The following is a 15,333-nucleotide window of genomic DNA, read 5'->3' as shown; positions in this document are numbered from 1 at the left end:
GCTCCCTAGAGCAGCAGGCGGGTCGATCCGAAGGATAGGAAGCGCAGGCGCCGCAGGCTTCAGCTCGCGTACTTGATCGAACAGCCGTAGGGACGGGTGTTGGCCTGCGAGACCTTCTTGCCCGCCGTCAGTTCGGTCAGCGCAGTCTTGACATAGGGCTCGGCCTTGGCGATGTCTTCCGTCTTGGCGGTGGCAATGCTGTCGATACCACCTTTGTAAACCAGCACGCCCTGCGGGTTGATGATGAACAGGTGCGGGGAGGTCTGCGCACCGTAGGCCTTGCCGATCTGGCCGCTGGGATCCAGCAGCGTGTTGGCCGGCGTGGCGCCGCGCTGCTCGTTGAGCTTGATGGCGGTCGGACCATCCACATGGCCCTGCTGGCCCGGTGCGGACGAGATGACCTGCAGCCAGACCACCCCCTTGACGGCGGCCTCCTTCTGCAGCGCCGGGATGTTGCCGCTGCCATAGTGCTTTTTCACGTAGGGGCAATCATGGTTGGTCCACTCCAGCACCACCGTTTTGCCACGCAGGCTGTCTAGCGACAGCGTCTTGCCATCCGCCGTGGTGGCGCTGAATGCCGGAGCCGCCTGGTCGATTTGAGCCTGTGCGTGTACCGGCCCGATCACGGCGACCAGCGCAGCGCCGATCAGCAGGCCGCGCCGTGTGGCCGAATGCAGGCCGTGGCCCAAAAACTTCGGGGCATTCGTCGAGAAGGTCAGCTTCATGGATCGATCTCCAGAGAGCGCGCCGGGGGCGCGAGGTGGAACACAGGGAACTGCCGGGTCGGTGTCTTCCACCACCAGGCTTGAAACACCTTCGCTGGCATCCGCCACAGGGCGGGGCTGGCTTCAGGCAAGCACACGACTCAGGTGGCACTGCCGCGCAACGCCGTGGTGACGATGCCCGGCGTGAGGATCTGGGGCAGCACCTGTGCCTCGTCACCCGTGCCAGCCGGATAGAACAGATAGAGCGGGACGCCGCTGCGGCCATGCCGAGCCAGCAGTTCAGTGATGCGGGCATCCTGACGGGTCCAGTCGCCCTTGAGGTAGGTGATGCCGCCTGTCTGGAAGGCCTGCTTCACTTCGGGGGTGGACAAGGCCACCCGCTCGTTGACCAGGCAGGTGATGCACCACGAGGCGGTCAGATTCACAAACACCGGTTGGCCCTGGGCACGAAGTTCGGCCAGGCGTTCCGGCGTATAGGCTTCCTCATGGGCAGCCGCGCTGGGCGCCGAGCCCGGCTGGCTGGCATTGGCCTCCTGCTGAAGCATCGGCAGCAGCGCGGCCGCAGCCGCCACCGAAGCCAATGCAGCAACACCGCCGGTCCATCGGCCGACCCGCGCGCTGCCACGGCTGATGCCATGGGCCCAGATGCCCAGCGCCAGCAGCCCCATGCCGGAGAGCGCCAGCAGCACACCCTGCGGCCCTGCCTGCTGTGCCAGCACCCACACCAGCCAGATCGCGGCGCCAAACATGGGGAAGGCCAGACCTTGCTTGAGCACCTCCATCCAGCGCCCGGGGCGCGGCATGCGCCGCTGCAAGGCCGGCCAGAACGCCAGCGCCAGGTAAGGCAGGGCCAGACCGATGCCGAGGGCCATGAACACCAGGAACAGCTGCAGCGGCGGCTGCGCCAGTGCATAGGCCATGGCAGCGCCCATGAACGGTGCGGTGCAGGGGGTGGCCACGATGGTGGCCAGCACGCCGGTAAAGAAGCTGCCCACCAGACCTCCACGGCTGGCAAGGCCCTGGCCGATGCCGGCAAGGCCTGCCCCCACCTGCAGAAGACCGGCCAGCGACAGGCCCAGCACAAACATCAGCCAGGCCAACAGAAGGACAAACACCGGCGAATGGAACTGGAAGCCCCAACCGACGCTGGATCCGGCACTGCGCAGGGCCAGCAGCACGGCAGCCAGCCCCCCGAAGGCCACCAGCACGCCCCCGGTGTAGGCCAGGCCCTGGCGACGATGTTCACCCGCGTCGCCGTGCAGGAAGCTCAGCGCCTTGATCGCCAGCACCGGGAATACGCAGGGCATGAGGTTGAGGATGAGCCCGCCCAGCACGGCAAGGCCCAGGGCAGCCCAGAGGCTCAGGGCGTCCGGGGCGGCGGTGGCGGTGAGGGGAGTCCTTGCATCGGTGGGGGCGCTGGTGGTTGACGGGGCGGTTGTGGCGCTGCCTGCAAGGCCGTCGACCCTTGTTTTGACGGCCCAGGCCTTCCCTGGCAGCAGCAGCAGCCCTTCCATCGTCTGGCCAGCCTGGGCAGGTTGCTCCCCAACGGGCATGCGCAACCGCCACTGGCCGTCGACCCGTTCGATCTGAGGCTTGGCCGCATGCTGGATACGGCCCCAATCCTGCGGAAGGAACAGGGTCTTGTCCGCACTGACCTCCTGCTCATGGAGAGCAGCATCCGCCGGCCAACTGACCACCAGTTGCTGCCCCTGCACCGCTGCATGGACGGTGAACGGTGCAGCCTTGGGCAGCGCGGCCTGGGTGTCCAGCAAGGCCTTGGCGTCGGCCGACGCTACCGCCTGCGCGGTCACCGGCAGCTTGAGCACCAAGGTGGCTTGCTGCGGAATGCATTCATCCCGACAGACCAGCCAGGTGGCTTCGGCTTGCAGTTGCACAGTGGAACCGGTCTGAAGCGTCGACGGCAGCTTGATTTCGGTGAGCAGAACCGTCTGGTTCTCATAACCGTAATTGGTAATGGGCCCCACATCAAAACGTTGCGGCGCCGGCCACAGGATCTCACCCGCCTGCGCACCTGTCGGCAAGGTCCACTGGATGCTGGTGGGCTGTCCAGAATCGCCAGGGTTGCGCCAATAGGTGTGCCAGTGCGCAGCGATGCGCTGCTCCAGCCCCACCAGCAAGGTCTGCCCCGGTTGAACGGAACGGGCCGCCGACATCAGGCGGACGCTGACTTCATCGGTGGACGAACGATCCGACGTCCCCACAGCGGACGGAGAGGGCGATGAAGGTCCGGCCGCCAACGCCGATGGGGCCGCCCCCCAGAGGGGTGCCAACAGGGCCAGAACAACAGGAATCAGAGAGGCACGCATGGCCGCGATGCTAAGGGGCAGATCGGTCTGTTCACAACCGCTTCAGGAATAGCCCGACAACGCGCTTCCCTGATGAACCAAAGGTGGCCTCTGCATAACGTCTCCTTGTTTCCTTACTTCCTTCTGTCCTGGAAATACGCGGGTTGGAATCGCGGAGATTCCGTTCTTCGGAGAGTGCGACAGGTCGGATGTCCTTGAACCCGGGGAATCTGGACAGTGCGTGGTGGTGAAGGGGGCCGGCGCTGGTGCGGTGGGGTGGAGGGCGGGAGGGACCGCGCGAACCCTCTGCAGAACGCCCCAAAACCGACGAAATGGGCTCGAAAAAACGTCGACACCCCAAAACGATGCCCTGCGGTCGATTCAAGCCCTCAGGAAAAAACGACAAGGTCAAGGCGTGGGTCGCAGGTCGACGGCGCTTCAGCGCTCCAAAAATGCCCAGACCCTGACAGCCCCTGACATCCCGTGACATCGGCAACGCCCTGGACCGATACCGTCCGACCTGGGTCAGGCGTTCGGAATGTCGGGTTCCACCAGCAAGGTCAGCAGTTGCAAAGACTCCTGCCAGCCGAGGAAACAGGCTTCGGGTGGGATCACCTCCGGAATCCCTTCCTGGGTGATGTCGAGGTCCGTTCCGCAAAACACAGCCTTGAACACCACCGTGGTGGTCATCTGCCCCGGCAGCTTGGCGTCATCAAACCGGCTGGTGTAGCGCAGCCGCGCACCGGGTTTGACGTCCAGATATTCGCCACCGAAGCTATGGACGGCCTGACCCGCGAAGTTCGTGAAGGACATGCGCCAGCGCCCCTCCACGCGGACATCCATGTCGTGAACCTGCCCGACGAATCCATGGGGCGGCAGCCATTTGTTCATCGCCGCCGGATCGGTAAAAGCCCGGTACAGCCGCTCAGGCGGCGCCTTGATGACACGGTGCAGGTGGATGGTGTGCGGCATGCTGTCTCCAATCAAGTGTGGGTCACGTTTGCAGCATGTGCGACACCCGTCGGCATGCCGGCACCCCTGGGGGGCCATCGGCCCACCATATCCCCTTGTGTGGGCCAGGAGAAGACGGGGCGGCCCCGCCTCCCCCCTGGACACCCCCTTGGTGCTCACTGTGATGGCGTCAACGGCTGGGTTGACCGACCCACACCCGCATCACACGGTAGGGGGGTTTGCCTTGATCCGCACCGCCGGTGAAGGCCGGCGTTTTGTAGAGCTGGTTCACCGACACATACAACCAACCGCCCTCGAAGTGATGGACGCTGTCCGGCCAGTCCAGCCGAGGGTCCCGCACCAGCGGCTTCAGTTGGCCTTTGCTGTCCAGCACATCAATGCCGGAGGCATTCAGATTGGTGAAGAAATGGCGTCCGTCCGGGGTGGTGGCGGCGCCATCGGAGACCGGCTTGGCGCCCACCTGCCGAATGCCGGCAGCGGTCTGTTCATCGCTCACGCCCGGCCGCAGCAGATGGGCTGGCACGGCATACCAGCGTTGGCCGTTCATGGCCCCGTAGAACACCGTCTTGCGGTCGGCCGACAAGGTGATCGGATTCACCCCCACCTGGGCGGGTGCGCCCTGGAACTGGATCTCCTGCCCGCCAATCACCATGCGGGCCTTCGGGTCGGCCTGCACGGAAGCATGGCCGCCGAACCGGCGGCTTTCACCCGTCGCGATGTTGATGGTGATCAGGCCAGGATTGGCAATATCGGCCAAATACACCCATCCGCCCACCTCATCCACGGCCAGATCCTGGATGAAACTGCCCTTGGGCGCGAGGTCTGCCGGCAGCTCGATGCGGTGCAGCACCTGGCCGCTACGGATGTCAAAGCTCCACAGCCGGGTCTTGCCCAACTGCAGGCCCATGTCGATGACCCACAGCCGGCCGCGATGGTCCACCAGAAGGCCCAGCGGCGAGTCGATCCGATCGTCCGCCGAGGCCCCGGTGCCGCGCTGCAGCACCTCACTGGGCCAGGCGCGATAACTGTTGGCCCCGGTGATCTCGATCAGTTGCGCGGCGGCTGGCGCCCCGAGGGGGTGCACCGTGGCAAACACGCGGCCACCTGCGGCCGGTGCGACGTTGCCGGGGCGGATGGGCAGTTCGGCGACCACTTCGAGGTCGCCGATCCGGTGGGTCGGTGAGACGTCTTCGGGGTGAGGCGCTGGCCGGGTTTGTGCATGGGCCGTGGACAGCACCAGCGCGGTCCCCAGCGCCGCAAATCGGAGGGCCTGACGAAGGCCGTCGATGAAGCGGTCATGTGTCGACTGCGCCGGATGGCTCCGGCTTCTGGTCCTGACAACTCGACGGGAGGGCGTCCGATGGAAAGGCATGATGCGTGTGCTGAAAGTGGAAAGGGCCGCAGTCTGCGGCCCTTGGCTTTTTCAATGAACTACGCTCAGCTTGAACCTCTTTCAATCCGAGGTTGAAGATCAACGCATTAGCCGGCGGATCGGCGCGGCAGCGTCGTGTAGCGCAGATAGGGGCGCACGGCCTCCCAGCCCTGCGGGAACTTCTGCTTCAGCACCTCCGGGTCTTGCAGCGACGGCACGATCACGACGTCGTCGCCGTCCTTCCAGTTCGCGGGCGTGGCCACGCTGTTGTACTCGGTCAGCTGCAGCGAATCGATCACCCGCAGCAGTTCATCGAAGTTGCGTCCGGTGGAGGCCGGGTAGGTGATGATCAGACGGATCTTCTTGTGAGGGTCGATCACGAATACCGAACGCACGGTGGCCGTGGTGCTGGCCTGGGGATGGATCAGGTCATACAGCTCGGACACCTTGCGGTCCGCATCCGCAATGATCGGGAAATTCACCTCGGTGTTCTGCGTGTCATTGATGTCCGCAATCCAGCGCTGGTGCGACTCCAGCGGATCCACCGAGAGCGCAATCACCTTGGTGTTGCGGCGCGCAAAGTCGTCCTTGAGCTTGGCCGTGGTGCCCAGCTCAGTCGTGCAGACCGGTGTGAAATCCGCCGGGTGCGAGAACAGCACGCCCCAGTGGTCCCCCAGCCAGTCATGGAAACGGATGGTGCCTTCGGTGGAGGCTTGTTCGAAGTCGGGGGCGATATCGCCCAGGCGCAAAGTCGCCATGTCGGTTCTCCGTGAGGAAAGGTGAAAGGAAGAAGGCCCGCAATCCGGTGGCTGTGTGGGCGGCGAAGGGGACAGGTGCGGGCGGAAGGGGAGGGCCGTCAGATGGAGAACGACCACTCCAGAATGCTGGCTCGCTCCGGACGGCGATCCCGGGCAGCTCGTGAGCGGGCGGCTTCCACCCATCGCTTGGCCAGTGGGAAGGGGCCAAAACCCGATTCCGCGTTGATGTGGCCCACCAGGCCGAGGTTGCTGTAGCTGCTGCCCCAGCGGGTGGCCCAGCGCAGGGCGCTGGCGGCGCTCATCCAGGGGTCGTTCTGGCTGGCGATCAAGGCCGTCGGGCGGCCCAGGCGCTGATGGGGCAGGCGCTCGGCCAGGCCGAACTTGTCGGGTTCCGCCGGTGCCACCAGCAGGGCTTCCCGGATGGGCGCGTCCGGATGCTGCTGCAGGAAATGCGCCAGTGCCAGGCAGCCAAAGCTGTGTGCCACGGCGATCCATTCCCCGCCGCCCGCATTCTCCAGACGGCTTTGAATACGCTCCGACCAACGCTCCAGATCAGGCTGGCTGAAGTCCCGCTGCCGTACCCGATGCGCATCCCGGCACTGCTGCTCCAGCCAGGTCTGCCAGTGGGCAGCACCGCTGTCATGCAGGCCGGGAATGATCAACAGACGGGGCGCGTCGGTCCGGGTCTTTCCAGACCAACGACCCGTTCCCGTCAGGTCCGTGGCATCGAGTTTCGGCGTCAGAACTGCAGCCATGTCGATCTCCTTACAGCGTAGCCAGGGACACCTCGGTCGACTTCACCAGCGCCACCACTTCGCGACCCACGGTCAGGTTGAGTTCCTTGACCGAGCGCGTGGTGATGACCGAGGTGACGACCAGGCCGCCGACAGTCTGCACGTCGACCTCGGACACCACCGGGCCTTCGATGATTTCCTTGATGGTGCCGCGAAACTGGTTGCGGACGTTGATGGCGCTGATGCTCATGAAGGGCTCCAAAAAGATGGGCTCAGCTTATGCACAGCGCCTTCACCGCCGAACGAAGGCTTGCGTGCAAGTTCATGCGGTGAGCGCATAAGACCAGCAACCAAGCGCCTTTGCCCAGCCGCACGGGAGTTGTTAACAAGTCCATCAACATCGTCACCCACACATGCTCCACAGGGTCAATCACAGGCTTATCCACAGGCCCGCCAGGCGCTGCGGTAAAGCACTGGTAAAGCGAGCTTGCGTGAGATGTCGGGCGGAAGGACTGTCACAACGGGCCGGGCACAATCGGCCGTGCCGAGGCCCTGCTTGTGGGGCCGAAACCGTTTGCCGTCCGTCAACGATCCACGCTCATGTTCACTTCACTGTCCCGCGGCGCTGCCGCTCTCACCTTGCTGGCCGCCTGTTGCGGCCAGGCCTTCGGTTATGGCGCCGTCGGCCACAACACAGTTGGCGACATCGCCAGCCAGCTGATCCAGGGCCACCGGGCAGCAGCGGAGGTCAAACGCATCCTGGGGGACATCTCGCTGCGCGACATCGCGGTGTGGGATGACTGCGTCAAGGGCATCGACCCCTCCAAGGACTTCCAATACACCTCCACCGGCCGCTTCCCCGAATGCGCTGTCTTCGAGAAGCCGGACGAAGAAGCCCGCATGCGGCAGTACGTCCAGCGCAACCTGGAGCAGTGCAAGCCCAAGGCCGGTGACGAGAGTTGCCACAAGCAGTATCACTATTCGAATGTGGCCATCCAGCGGGGGCGATATCAGCCCGGCGCCGTCGGCACTTCCGATCACGACCTGGTGCCGGCCCTCAAGGCTGCCATCCTCGTGTTGCGTGGCGGCCCGGAAACCCCGCCGATGGATCTGAACGAACGCGAAGCCTTGGCCCTGGTGGCCCATACCCTGGGCGATCTGCACCAACCGCTGCACATGGGCTCGATCTACCTGGATGCCAACGGCAAGGTGTATGACCCGGACAAGCAGGGCGCCGATGCGCAGACCCACACGGTGGGTGGCAATGCCATCACGCTGCCGAAGCCCGACGGCACACCGGGCGGCAATCTGCACAGCTATTGGGACGGGCTGCCGAACCGCCTGAGCCCGGCACAGCTGGCAGCGATGCCGGCGCAGGCCAAACTGGTCACCCCGACCGGAGGGTCGCCGGACCGCTGGGTCGACGAATGGGCCAGCGAATCGCTGCTGCAAGCCCAACTGGCGTTTGACGGCATGCGCTTTGGTCCGCGTCAGCAAACCCCGCGTGGCTCTCGCTGGGCCGCCACGCCGCCGGCCGACTATGACACCCGCAGCACCGAGCAAGTCCGCCTGGAATTGATCAAGGGCGGCGCACGCCTGGCGCAGCTGCTGATGTCCATCTGGCCGGACAAGCCCTGAATCGCCTCACAAGCTCACCTCAAAAGCCCCGCAGTGCGGGGCTTTTTTTCATCCGCTTCCGGCCAAGGCTGTCGGTCGACGGCTCATCCGTGAGCCGTCGACCGCTTCAATGTCCGGGCGATTGGCGACACAAATCGTCCGCATCGACCGGTGCATGAAGCTGTGGAGCGTTCTCGCACAACTGCCTATTTATCCACAGGCACGTCGCTTCTGCGGAAGTTGTTGCCTGCGACTCCCCGCGTCGTCCCCCCTCCCGCCCACACACTTTGAGGTTGATCAACTCCATGATTTAAAAGATTTTTTCGTCGTTATCCACAATTTCGACCGCGCTCTATTACTGCAACTAAGGAGATATACAAGACAAGGAATAAGAAAAAGCGGGCATGTCACACTCTCGGAATGTCTGCTTCACCCTCCTCCTTGTTCACGGCGTCGGCAACTTTTGAATCCGCCTGTCATATCGACGCCCTGCCTGAAAGCCATCGCAGCCGCAGGCTGCACGGCCATAGCTATCTGGCCACCGTACGTGCGCAGTTGCCACCCGGCTGGGCCCCCTTCCCTGGCGGTGAAGTGCATGCGCTGCGGGAATGCCTGGAACGCTGCGTCGCACCGCTGGACCATGCACTGCTGAACGACCGGATCGCCCAGCCCACCGACGAAAACATTGCCCGTTGGATCCGTCACCGCCTGGTGACCGAGTTCGGTGTGCCCGGGATCAGCCAGGTCGGCATTCAGAGCACCACCCACTGCGGCGTCGACCTGGATGCGGAAGGCCAGGCCCATGTCTGGCGCCGTTATCGGTTCCAGGCCGCCCACCAGCTGCCCAACGTGCCGATGGGCCACAAGTGTGGACGTATGCACGGACACGGCTTCGAGCTGATCCTGCATGCCAACCAGGACCTCGGCGAGCGCGACCTGAGCATCGACTACGACCGACTCGATGAGATCTGGGCACCGTTCCATGTGCTGCTCAACTACCAATGCCTCAACGAGATCGAAGGCCTGTCCAACCCGACCAGCGAGATCATTTCCTCCTGGTTGTGGGCGCGCATCAAGCCGCAGCTGCCGGAGCTGAGCTGGGTGACGGTTTACGAGACGGGCTCCAGCGGCGCCAACTTCGACGGCGAGCGCTATCGCATCTGGAAGGAGTTCACCCTGGACAGCGCGGTGAAGCTGCGCCGGGCGCCAGGTGACCATCCGCTGGCGGGCATCCACGGTCACACCTTCACGCTTCGCTTGCACCTGAGCGCCCTGCTGGACGAGGTCTACGGCTGGGCCATGGATTTCGGCGATGTGAAGCGGCTGTTTGATCCGATCTTCAAGTCGCTGGACCACCACCCGCTGCACGAAATCCCCGGCCTGGCCGATACCGACACGGCCACACTGGCCGCCTGGATCCTGGCGCAGTCGCGGGCACAGTTGCCGCCGCTGGAACGGGTCGACCTCTACGAGACCCGCGGGAGCGGTGCCATCGTGAGCCTGGTGCCCTTCGAGGAGCTGATTCCGGTATGACCTACGCCGTCAAGGAAATGTTCTACACCCTGCAAGGGGAGGGCGCGCAGGCCGGGCGGGCCGCCGTGTTCTGCCGCTTTGCGGGCTGCAACCTGTGGTCAGGACGGGAGCAGGACCGTACCGACGCCGTCTGCACCTTCTGCGATACCGACTTCGTCGGCACGGACGGTCAAGGCGGCGGCAAGTTCGCCACCCCGGCTGCGTTGGCGGATGCCATCCTGGCCAAATGGCCGGCCGGCACTGCGGGCCAGCCGTATGTGGTCTGTACCGGCGGTGAGCCGCTGCTGCAGCTGGACACGCCGCTGATCGACGCCCTGCACCAGCGGGGCTTTGAGGTGGCCGTGGAAACCAACGGCACACAGCCGGCGCCGGAAGGCCTGGACTGGATCTGCGTCAGCCCCAAGGCCGATGCCGAACTGGTGCTGACCCGCGGCCATGAGCTGAAGCTGGTGTATCCCCAGCCCCTGGCGCCCCCTGAACGCTTCGCCGGCCTGGCCTTTGACCACTTCTTCCTGCAGCCCATGGATTCGGTGCTGCAGAAGCAGAACACGCGGGCCGCCGTGGCCTATTGCATGGACCATCCACAGTGGCGGCTGTCCATCCAGATGCACAAAGTGGTGGGCATAGACTGAAAGCGGTCGACCTGTAAAGCCAACAAGGCTGTGGAAAAGTTTCTGGCAACTGCCTGCTTGTCCACAGCCCACACGGTTTCAGCGCAACTGTTGTCTGTTCATGCAGCTGCAAACAGGCCCTCCGCACACAGCGTTTATCCTCCGGTAAGTTGTTGAATGTCTTGGAGTTTTGAGGGTTATCCACAAAAAGTGGTGCCCTCTACTAAGACGACCAGAGAGATATATAAAACCTTGATGTTGAAAAGAGAGGCGAGAACTTTCTGTGCGACGTTGCTGCAACGCCCCTGTCGACCGCTTGGCGCTTGTTGCCCACCCTCGGGCCTTGCACACTGCGAAGCCATGGACATCGTCGACCTGCAACAGCGCCTGAGGGCTTTTGCCCAAGCCCGAGACTGGGAGCCTTACCTTACGCCCAAGAACCTGGCCATGGCGCTGGTGGTGGAAGCGGCCGAGCTGGTGGAAATCTTCCAGTGGAAGACGGCGGAGGAGTCGATGTCGCTGGATGCCGCCACGCAGGAACATCTCGGTGAGGAAATCTCCGACGTGTTGATGTACCTGCTGCAGATTGCCGACCGCAGCGGGGTCGACGTGGCCCGTGCCGTGGAACGAAAGCTTGGACTCAATGCGGTGAAGTACCCCGCACCGCCCGCCGCTTCACCCGCTTCGGCGCCATCTGCCTGACGACGTCGACCCTTCACACCCCGCATGAACAGGACCATTGCCGTCATCGACTTCGAAACCACCGGGCACTCGCCGCAAGGAGGTGGTCGGGCCACTGAAGTCGCGGCTGTGCTGCTGAAGGACGGCGAGATCGTGGGGCACTACCAGAGCCTGATGCAGACAGGCGCATGGATCCCGCCGATGATTGAACGCCTCACCGGCATCAGCAACGAGATGCTGGAGCAGGCGCCCGACGCAGCGGTGGTGATGCGCGAAGTGGCGGAGTTCACCCGGGGCTGCGGTTTCGTGGCGCACAACGCGTCATTCGACCGAGGGTTCTGGATGGCAGAGCTGGCGCGTGCGCATGAAGCCGTCGACCCGATGGCTGCGAAGTTTGCGCCCGAGTTTGTGTGTACCGTGAAGATGGCGCGGCGCCTTTATCCGGAGTCGCCCAACTGCAAGCTGGGCACACTGGCGCAGTACCACCAGCTCCCCAACAACGGCCGTGCTCACCGCGCACTCGCCGATGCCATGACCACCGCTCAACTGGTGCAGCGCATGCAGCGCGACATCGCGGCGGAACTCTCCGAGGCGCTTGAGGAACTGAACGTGAGCCATGAGCTGATGCTGAGGCTACAGGCGGTGGCTCGCCCGTTGTGGCCTAAGGCAGTGACGGGTTATGTGCGGGATGTGCGTCGGCATCAGCAGGAGTCGCTGGTGTGAAGTCGCTGGTGTGAAATTGCTGCACGTGCCCGGGCCGCTTGGCCAGGGCCTCAGTTTTGCCCCGTACCTGTAGCGTGAGTGTTGCGTCACCGTTGCGGTACTGAATGTCGCTGATGTGCGCGCTGGTCTGCTGATGAACTCCTGCCAAGGAAGCTCTCAAAAGCAGGTCAGCAAATCATTTGCTGTCAAGATGCCTGTTTGGCCTCATAGGCTGGGAGAATCTTGCGCTTTCCCCGATTTGCGTTTGTTCTCAGGTATGTCGAGTATTCAGGTTCGCCCGGCCACGTTGCGTGATGCCAAGGCCATCGCCCAGATCCAGGTTGCCTCTGCGCAGGACGCTTACAAGGACTTCTGGCCAGATGCTGCCTTGAATGGTTTGTCCGTTGCCCAGCGGCAAGCGTATTGGCGCGAAGCCATCAACATGTGCGAGCCACAAGTGTTGGTTGCGCATTTGGACAATGAAGTGATGGGTTTTGTCGGTTTCGATCGCTCTCGTGACAAGGGTACCCCTTCCACGACCGGCGAGATCTGGGCCATGTACGCCGCACCTGCCCACTGGGACAAGGGTGTGGGTCAGGCCCTGGTGGAAGCCGCCCAGGAAGGTCTGCAGGAAGAGGGATGCACCCGCGTCACTTTGTGGACCTACAGGAACAACACCCGCGCGATGCGTTTCTTCGAGATCGCCGGCTTCCGCCAGGAGGCCGACAGCGTCAAGGCGGTCGACGTCGAAGGCAAGCCGCTGGAGCAGATGCGTCTGCATCGTTCGCTCATCTGAGCCGACGCCTCTTCGTTGTCTGATCTCATGGCGAGCCCATGCTGGACCCCGTTGGGGTGCAGACAGGCTCGCCTTCAACTTTGGTAGTTGCCGTGCTGGCCAAGCTCACTTCCAAGAATCAATTGACGCTGCCCAAGAGCGTCACAGACAGCCTCGGCCCGGTGCAGTACTTTGAAGTTCAGGTTCAGTCCGGCCAGGTGGTGTTGACCCCAGTGCGCATCCAGCGCGGTGACGCGGTGCGCGCCAAGCTGGCGGAACTGGATCTGGGGGACGAGTTGTTCGCACAGGCGCTGGCCTGGGCGGTCGACGGTCCCTCCAGGTCCGGGGCGACGCTGGCTCGGACGGGTGGACGCAAGAAACGCGTCGACGCGAAGAGTGCGACGGCGGCAAAGGCTTCAAAGATGGCGAAGGTGGGCGCGTCGACCGGGACGGGTGAGTCAACCCAGAAGGGCATGGTCAGCAAGGCCAACAAGGCCAGCAAGCCCGCCAAACCGACCCTGGCCGCCAAAGGCAGCAAGCCGACGCCGGCCACCCGGACGGCTGTTGCGACCGCCGCTGGCAAGCGCAGCAGGGGGACCTCGGCGCAGAAGCCTCAAGGGCCCGTGGAGGCCTCGGCTGGCGCCCCGGCGCAGGCAGAAGGAACGACCCGTCGACGTCGCGCCGCATGACCCGTTCGCGATCTTCTCTGGCGGCGCGGGTGGTGCTGGACCCGTCGCTGGTGCTGCAGGCCTTGCTGTGTTCGGATGATTCGTCACGCCTGCTGCGCCGGGCCTGGCAGCAAGGCGTGCTGTGTCCGCTGGTGAGTGCGGAGAGCGCCGCCCAACTGGTGCGAGCCTTGGCTTATCCCCCACTGAAGTTGTCCACCGACGAACGCGAAGAGCTGTTGGCGGACTATTTGCCCTACGTCGACGCCGTGAAGCTGGAGTCTGCAGTTCGCCCTGTCGCGACAGCACTGGAGAAATCTCAGGCGCTGCTGCTGCAATTGGGGCTTCAGGGCAACGCGCGTTGGATCATCACCGGGTGCCAGGACTTGCTCGATTGGTCGAGCCGTCCGGGGCGCGCACAGCGCGCGCTGCGCGAGCAGTGCACGGTTGTCGATGTTTCATCGTGGTACCGGGTGTTGACCCCAGGCCAGCGCGATCAACTGCTTTGTTAAATTGCGCGCTCGTTTATGAGCAGCAGCTTTCAAAATCGCAGTCCGACCAACATGTGGCGCGTGGTGTTCTATGAACGCCGCGGCAACCGTGTTCATGTCGACCGCACAGGCCCCTGGTTGCCAGAAAAACATCTGGCAACCAACTGGGCCCATTGGTTCTGCGAGCGTGGTTATCACGTTGCGCTGCAGGACCAGACCGGTTCGCTGGAGAAGATCAACCCCGGTCTGCCCAGCTGAGCTGCATCAGGCTGCATCCCGATAACCCTGGCGTTCCAAGGCCCACCCGTCGGTGGCGGCGGCGCCATGGCTTTGTACCCGCACCGTGCTCAGGCGCTTGTGCGCTGCGCGTTGCACCAGGTGTTCCGCCTGCTGCGGCGTGAGGCGTTGGGCAAAGCGGGTCCAGCGCTTTTGAAGCAGCGGGTCGCGCCAGGCATCTTCCAGGGCCCAGCGGATGGCCATGGGGTCGCTCAGCGACTGTGAGGGCAGCACACGGGGCACCAGGGCCATGACAAAGCGGGCGAAGTCGGCACGGGCTTCATCGCTGAGCAGCGCTTCCAGGCGGGTGAGGCGCTGGCTCCAGCCCGGTGTGGCCAGTTGGCGGGTGACCAGCGCCTGCAAAGCCTGGATGGGATTGAACAGACGCAGGCGGTTGGGCGGCAGCACCAGCATCGGCAGTTGAGCGGCCAGGTCGTGCGGCACTTCCGAGACATAGCTGCTCATCAGCGCCATGCGCTCCCAGGCGGCGGCATCCACACCGCCAGCCAGGGTCATGGGGCCTTGGCGCAGACTTTGGGCCATCGCCCAGGCTTGTTGCCAGCTGCGGTCCGCCTTGGCGGCATTGGCGGCGCGGCTGATCACGGCCAGGTTGCCTGCGGCATATCCGCCATCGTTCCGTACCCGGTCGACGCTGCGTTGTTGCGGATCCAGCGCCAGGTCATTCAGCGGCAGGCGATTGATGGGGCAGTGGGTGGTGTCCAGCTGCTGCAGATAGTTGGGTGTGACCAGCAGCGTTTCAAACTGGCGGCCGCGTTGCCAGGCATGCAGGCGCAGGGACAGCCACAGTTGGGTGTGGCGATGGGTGCGCAGCGTGCGGCCACCAAAGGTGGCACGGCCGAGCTGCCAGCCCTGCTGCAGCGGCGACTGGCGGAACAGCTGTTCCACCGGCGGAGTCAGGCCGTGATGGGCATAGTCCCAGCCCAGCTCGAAACCCAGCCGCTCGTGGCTGGACATGGCTGGCGGTGTGCCCATGGCGTCGGTAGCCATGGGCAACGGCAGCTGCTGGACGGAAATGTCATGCGGGGATCGTTGAACAGTGGCAACCATGGGACGCTCCTTGAAAGGCAAGTGGTTCAGGCTTGGGCTCCAGTGTG

At 64.1% G+C, this 15,333-nt stretch carries 17 protein-coding genes; 9 read left to right on the top strand and 8 right to left on the bottom strand.

Annotated features, from left to right (window positions below):
• Nucleotides 1-59 precede the first annotated feature (59 nt).
• The 7 genes from OU995_RS05010 to OU995_RS04980 all read right to left on the bottom strand — a co-directional run bounded on the left by OU995_RS05010 (nt 60) and on the right by OU995_RS04980 (nt 7,117).
• Nucleotides 60-725 (bottom strand): redoxin domain-containing protein, encoded by a 666-nt coding sequence (locus OU995_RS05010; RefSeq protein ID WP_267834413.1) that lies wholly within the window; start codon nt 723-725, stop codon nt 60-62.
• 140 nt (nt 726-865) lie between these two features.
• The gene (locus OU995_RS05005) at nt 866-3,052 is read right to left on the bottom strand and encodes a protein-disulfide reductase DsbD family protein (protein WP_267834412.1); all 2,187 of its coding nucleotides are present in this window, start codon (nt 3,050-3,052) and stop codon (nt 866-868) included.
• A 504-nt stretch (nt 3,053-3,556) separates the two neighbouring features.
• The gene (locus tag OU995_RS05000; RefSeq protein WP_267834411.1) at nt 3,557-4,003 is read right to left on the bottom strand and encodes an SRPBCC family protein; all 447 of its coding nucleotides are present in this window, start codon (nt 4,001-4,003) and stop codon (nt 3,557-3,559) included.
• A gap of 169 nt (nt 4,004-4,172) precedes the next feature.
• Nucleotides 4,173-5,240 (bottom strand): L-dopachrome tautomerase-related protein, encoded by a 1,068-nt coding sequence (locus tag OU995_RS04995; protein ID WP_267834410.1) that lies wholly within the window; start codon nt 5,238-5,240, stop codon nt 4,173-4,175.
• 242 nt (nt 5,241-5,482) lie between these two features.
• Entirely contained in the window at nt 5,483-6,133 is a 651-nt protein-coding gene (locus OU995_RS04990) for a peroxiredoxin (protein WP_267834409.1), read from the bottom strand.
• A 98-nt stretch (nt 6,134-6,231) separates the two neighbouring features.
• Nucleotides 6,232-6,888, bottom strand: coding sequence for an RBBP9/YdeN family alpha/beta hydrolase (locus tag OU995_RS04985; RefSeq protein WP_267834408.1), 657 nt, complete (start codon nt 6,886-6,888; stop codon nt 6,232-6,234).
• A gap of 10 nt (nt 6,889-6,898) precedes the next feature.
• Complete coding sequence (locus OU995_RS04980; RefSeq protein WP_267834407.1) at nt 6,899-7,117, bottom strand: TOBE domain-containing protein; 219 nt, start codon at nt 7,115-7,117, stop codon at nt 6,899-6,901.
• A 350-nt stretch (nt 7,118-7,467) separates the two neighbouring features.
• Between OU995_RS04980 and OU995_RS04975 the strand changes: the two genes are divergently transcribed.
• The 9 genes from OU995_RS04975 (at nt 7,468) to OU995_RS04935 (ending at nt 14,200) form a co-directional block, all read left to right on the top strand.
• Nucleotides 7,468-8,505, top strand: a complete 1,038-nt coding sequence (locus OU995_RS04975) for a S1/P1 nuclease (protein ID WP_267834406.1) — start codon at nt 7,468-7,470, stop codon at nt 8,503-8,505.
• Between the two features lie 399 nt (nt 8,506-8,904).
• A complete protein-coding gene (locus OU995_RS04970) occupies nt 8,905-10,017 on the top strand; it encodes a 6-pyruvoyl trahydropterin synthase family protein (RefSeq protein ID WP_267834405.1) in 1,113 nt (370 codons plus the stop codon).
• The gene (gene queE / locus OU995_RS04965; protein ID WP_267834404.1) at nt 10,014-10,649 is read left to right on the top strand and encodes a 7-carboxy-7-deazaguanine synthase; all 636 of its coding nucleotides are present in this window, start codon (nt 10,014-10,016) and stop codon (nt 10,647-10,649) included. The genes OU995_RS04970 and queE overlap by 4 nt, the downstream gene beginning before the upstream one ends.
• Before the next feature lie 339 nt (nt 10,650-10,988).
• Nucleotides 10,989-11,330, top strand: coding sequence for a nucleotide pyrophosphohydrolase (locus tag OU995_RS04960; RefSeq protein ID WP_267834403.1), 342 nt, complete (start codon nt 10,989-10,991; stop codon nt 11,328-11,330).
• A gap of 24 nt (nt 11,331-11,354) precedes the next feature.
• Complete coding sequence (locus OU995_RS04955) at nt 11,355-12,032, top strand: PolC-type DNA polymerase III (protein WP_267834402.1); 678 nt, start codon at nt 11,355-11,357, stop codon at nt 12,030-12,032.
• A gap of 133 nt (nt 12,033-12,165) precedes the next feature.
• Nucleotides 12,166-12,807 carry a GNAT family N-acetyltransferase gene (locus OU995_RS04950; protein WP_324288707.1) on the top strand — a complete coding sequence of 214 codons (642 nt, stop codon included), beginning with the start codon at nt 12,166-12,168 and terminating at the stop codon, nt 12,805-12,807.
• Between the two features lie 38 nt (nt 12,808-12,845).
• Nucleotides 12,846-13,475 (top strand): hypothetical protein, encoded by a 630-nt coding sequence (locus OU995_RS04945; protein ID WP_267834401.1) that lies wholly within the window; start codon nt 12,846-12,848, stop codon nt 13,473-13,475.
• Nucleotides 13,472-13,963, top strand: coding sequence for a PIN domain-containing protein (locus OU995_RS04940; protein WP_267834399.1), 492 nt, complete (start codon nt 13,472-13,474; stop codon nt 13,961-13,963). The genes OU995_RS04945 and OU995_RS04940 overlap by 4 nt, the downstream gene beginning before the upstream one ends.
• A gap of 15 nt (nt 13,964-13,978) precedes the next feature.
• On the top strand, nt 13,979-14,200 hold the full coding sequence (locus OU995_RS04935) for a hypothetical protein (protein WP_267834397.1): 222 nt from the start codon (nt 13,979-13,981) through the stop codon (nt 14,198-14,200).
• A gap of 6 nt (nt 14,201-14,206) precedes the next feature.
• Here OU995_RS04935 and OU995_RS04930 read toward each other — a convergent pair whose 3' ends face one another.
• Nucleotides 14,207-15,286, bottom strand: coding sequence for a hypothetical protein (locus tag OU995_RS04930; protein ID WP_267834395.1), 1,080 nt, complete (start codon nt 15,284-15,286; stop codon nt 14,207-14,209).
• Nucleotides 15,287-15,333 lie beyond the last annotated feature (47 nt).

The organism is Roseateles sp. SL47, from assembly GCF_026625885.1.
Lineage (GTDB): Bacteria > Pseudomonadota > Gammaproteobacteria > Burkholderiales > Burkholderiaceae_C > Roseateles.
This window is presented reverse-complemented; position numbering and strand designations above follow the sequence as displayed.

What these genes read in the sequence shown, in the direction of transcription:
- OU995_RS04970 (WP_267834405.1), top strand. Translation starts at nt 8,905, where the DNA reads ATGTCTGCTTCACCCTCCTCCTTGTTCACGGCGTCGGCAACTTTTGAA.
- OU995_RS04980 (WP_267834407.1), bottom strand. Translation starts at nt 7,117, where the DNA reads ATGAGCATCAGCGCCATCAACGTCCGCAACCAGTTTCGCGGCACCATC.
- OU995_RS04930 (WP_267834395.1), bottom strand. Translation starts at nt 15,286, where the DNA reads ATGGTTGCCACTGTTCAACGATCCCCGCATGACATTTCCGTCCAGCAG.
- OU995_RS04940 (WP_267834399.1), top strand. Translation starts at nt 13,472, where the DNA reads ATGACCCGTTCGCGATCTTCTCTGGCGGCGCGGGTGGTGCTGGACCCG.
- OU995_RS04945 (WP_267834401.1), top strand. Translation starts at nt 12,846, where the DNA reads ATGCTGGACCCCGTTGGGGTGCAGACAGGCTCGCCTTCAACTTTGGTA.
- OU995_RS04990 (WP_267834409.1), bottom strand. Translation starts at nt 6,133, where the DNA reads ATGGCGACTTTGCGCCTGGGCGATATCGCCCCCGACTTCGAACAAGCC.
- OU995_RS04975 (WP_267834406.1), top strand. Translation starts at nt 7,468, where the DNA reads ATGTTCACTTCACTGTCCCGCGGCGCTGCCGCTCTCACCTTGCTGGCC.
- OU995_RS05010 (WP_267834413.1), bottom strand. Translation starts at nt 725, where the DNA reads ATGAAGCTGACCTTCTCGACGAATGCCCCGAAGTTTTTGGGCCACGGC.
- OU995_RS04935 (WP_267834397.1), top strand. Translation starts at nt 13,979, where the DNA reads ATGAGCAGCAGCTTTCAAAATCGCAGTCCGACCAACATGTGGCGCGTG.
- queE (WP_267834404.1), top strand. Translation starts at nt 10,014, where the DNA reads ATGACCTACGCCGTCAAGGAAATGTTCTACACCCTGCAAGGGGAGGGC.
- OU995_RS05000 (WP_267834411.1), bottom strand. Translation starts at nt 4,003, where the DNA reads ATGCCGCACACCATCCACCTGCACCGTGTCATCAAGGCGCCGCCTGAG.
- OU995_RS04955 (WP_267834402.1), top strand. Translation starts at nt 11,355, where the DNA reads ATGAACAGGACCATTGCCGTCATCGACTTCGAAACCACCGGGCACTCG.
- OU995_RS04985 (WP_267834408.1), bottom strand. Translation starts at nt 6,888, where the DNA reads ATGGCTGCAGTTCTGACGCCGAAACTCGATGCCACGGACCTGACGGGA.
- OU995_RS05005 (WP_267834412.1), bottom strand. Translation starts at nt 3,052, where the DNA reads ATGCGTGCCTCTCTGATTCCTGTTGTTCTGGCCCTGTTGGCACCCCTC.
- OU995_RS04950 (WP_324288707.1), top strand. Translation starts at nt 12,166, where the DNA reads ATGAACTCCTGCCAAGGAAGCTCTCAAAAGCAGGTCAGCAAATCATTT.
- OU995_RS04960 (WP_267834403.1), top strand. Translation starts at nt 10,989, where the DNA reads ATGGACATCGTCGACCTGCAACAGCGCCTGAGGGCTTTTGCCCAAGCC.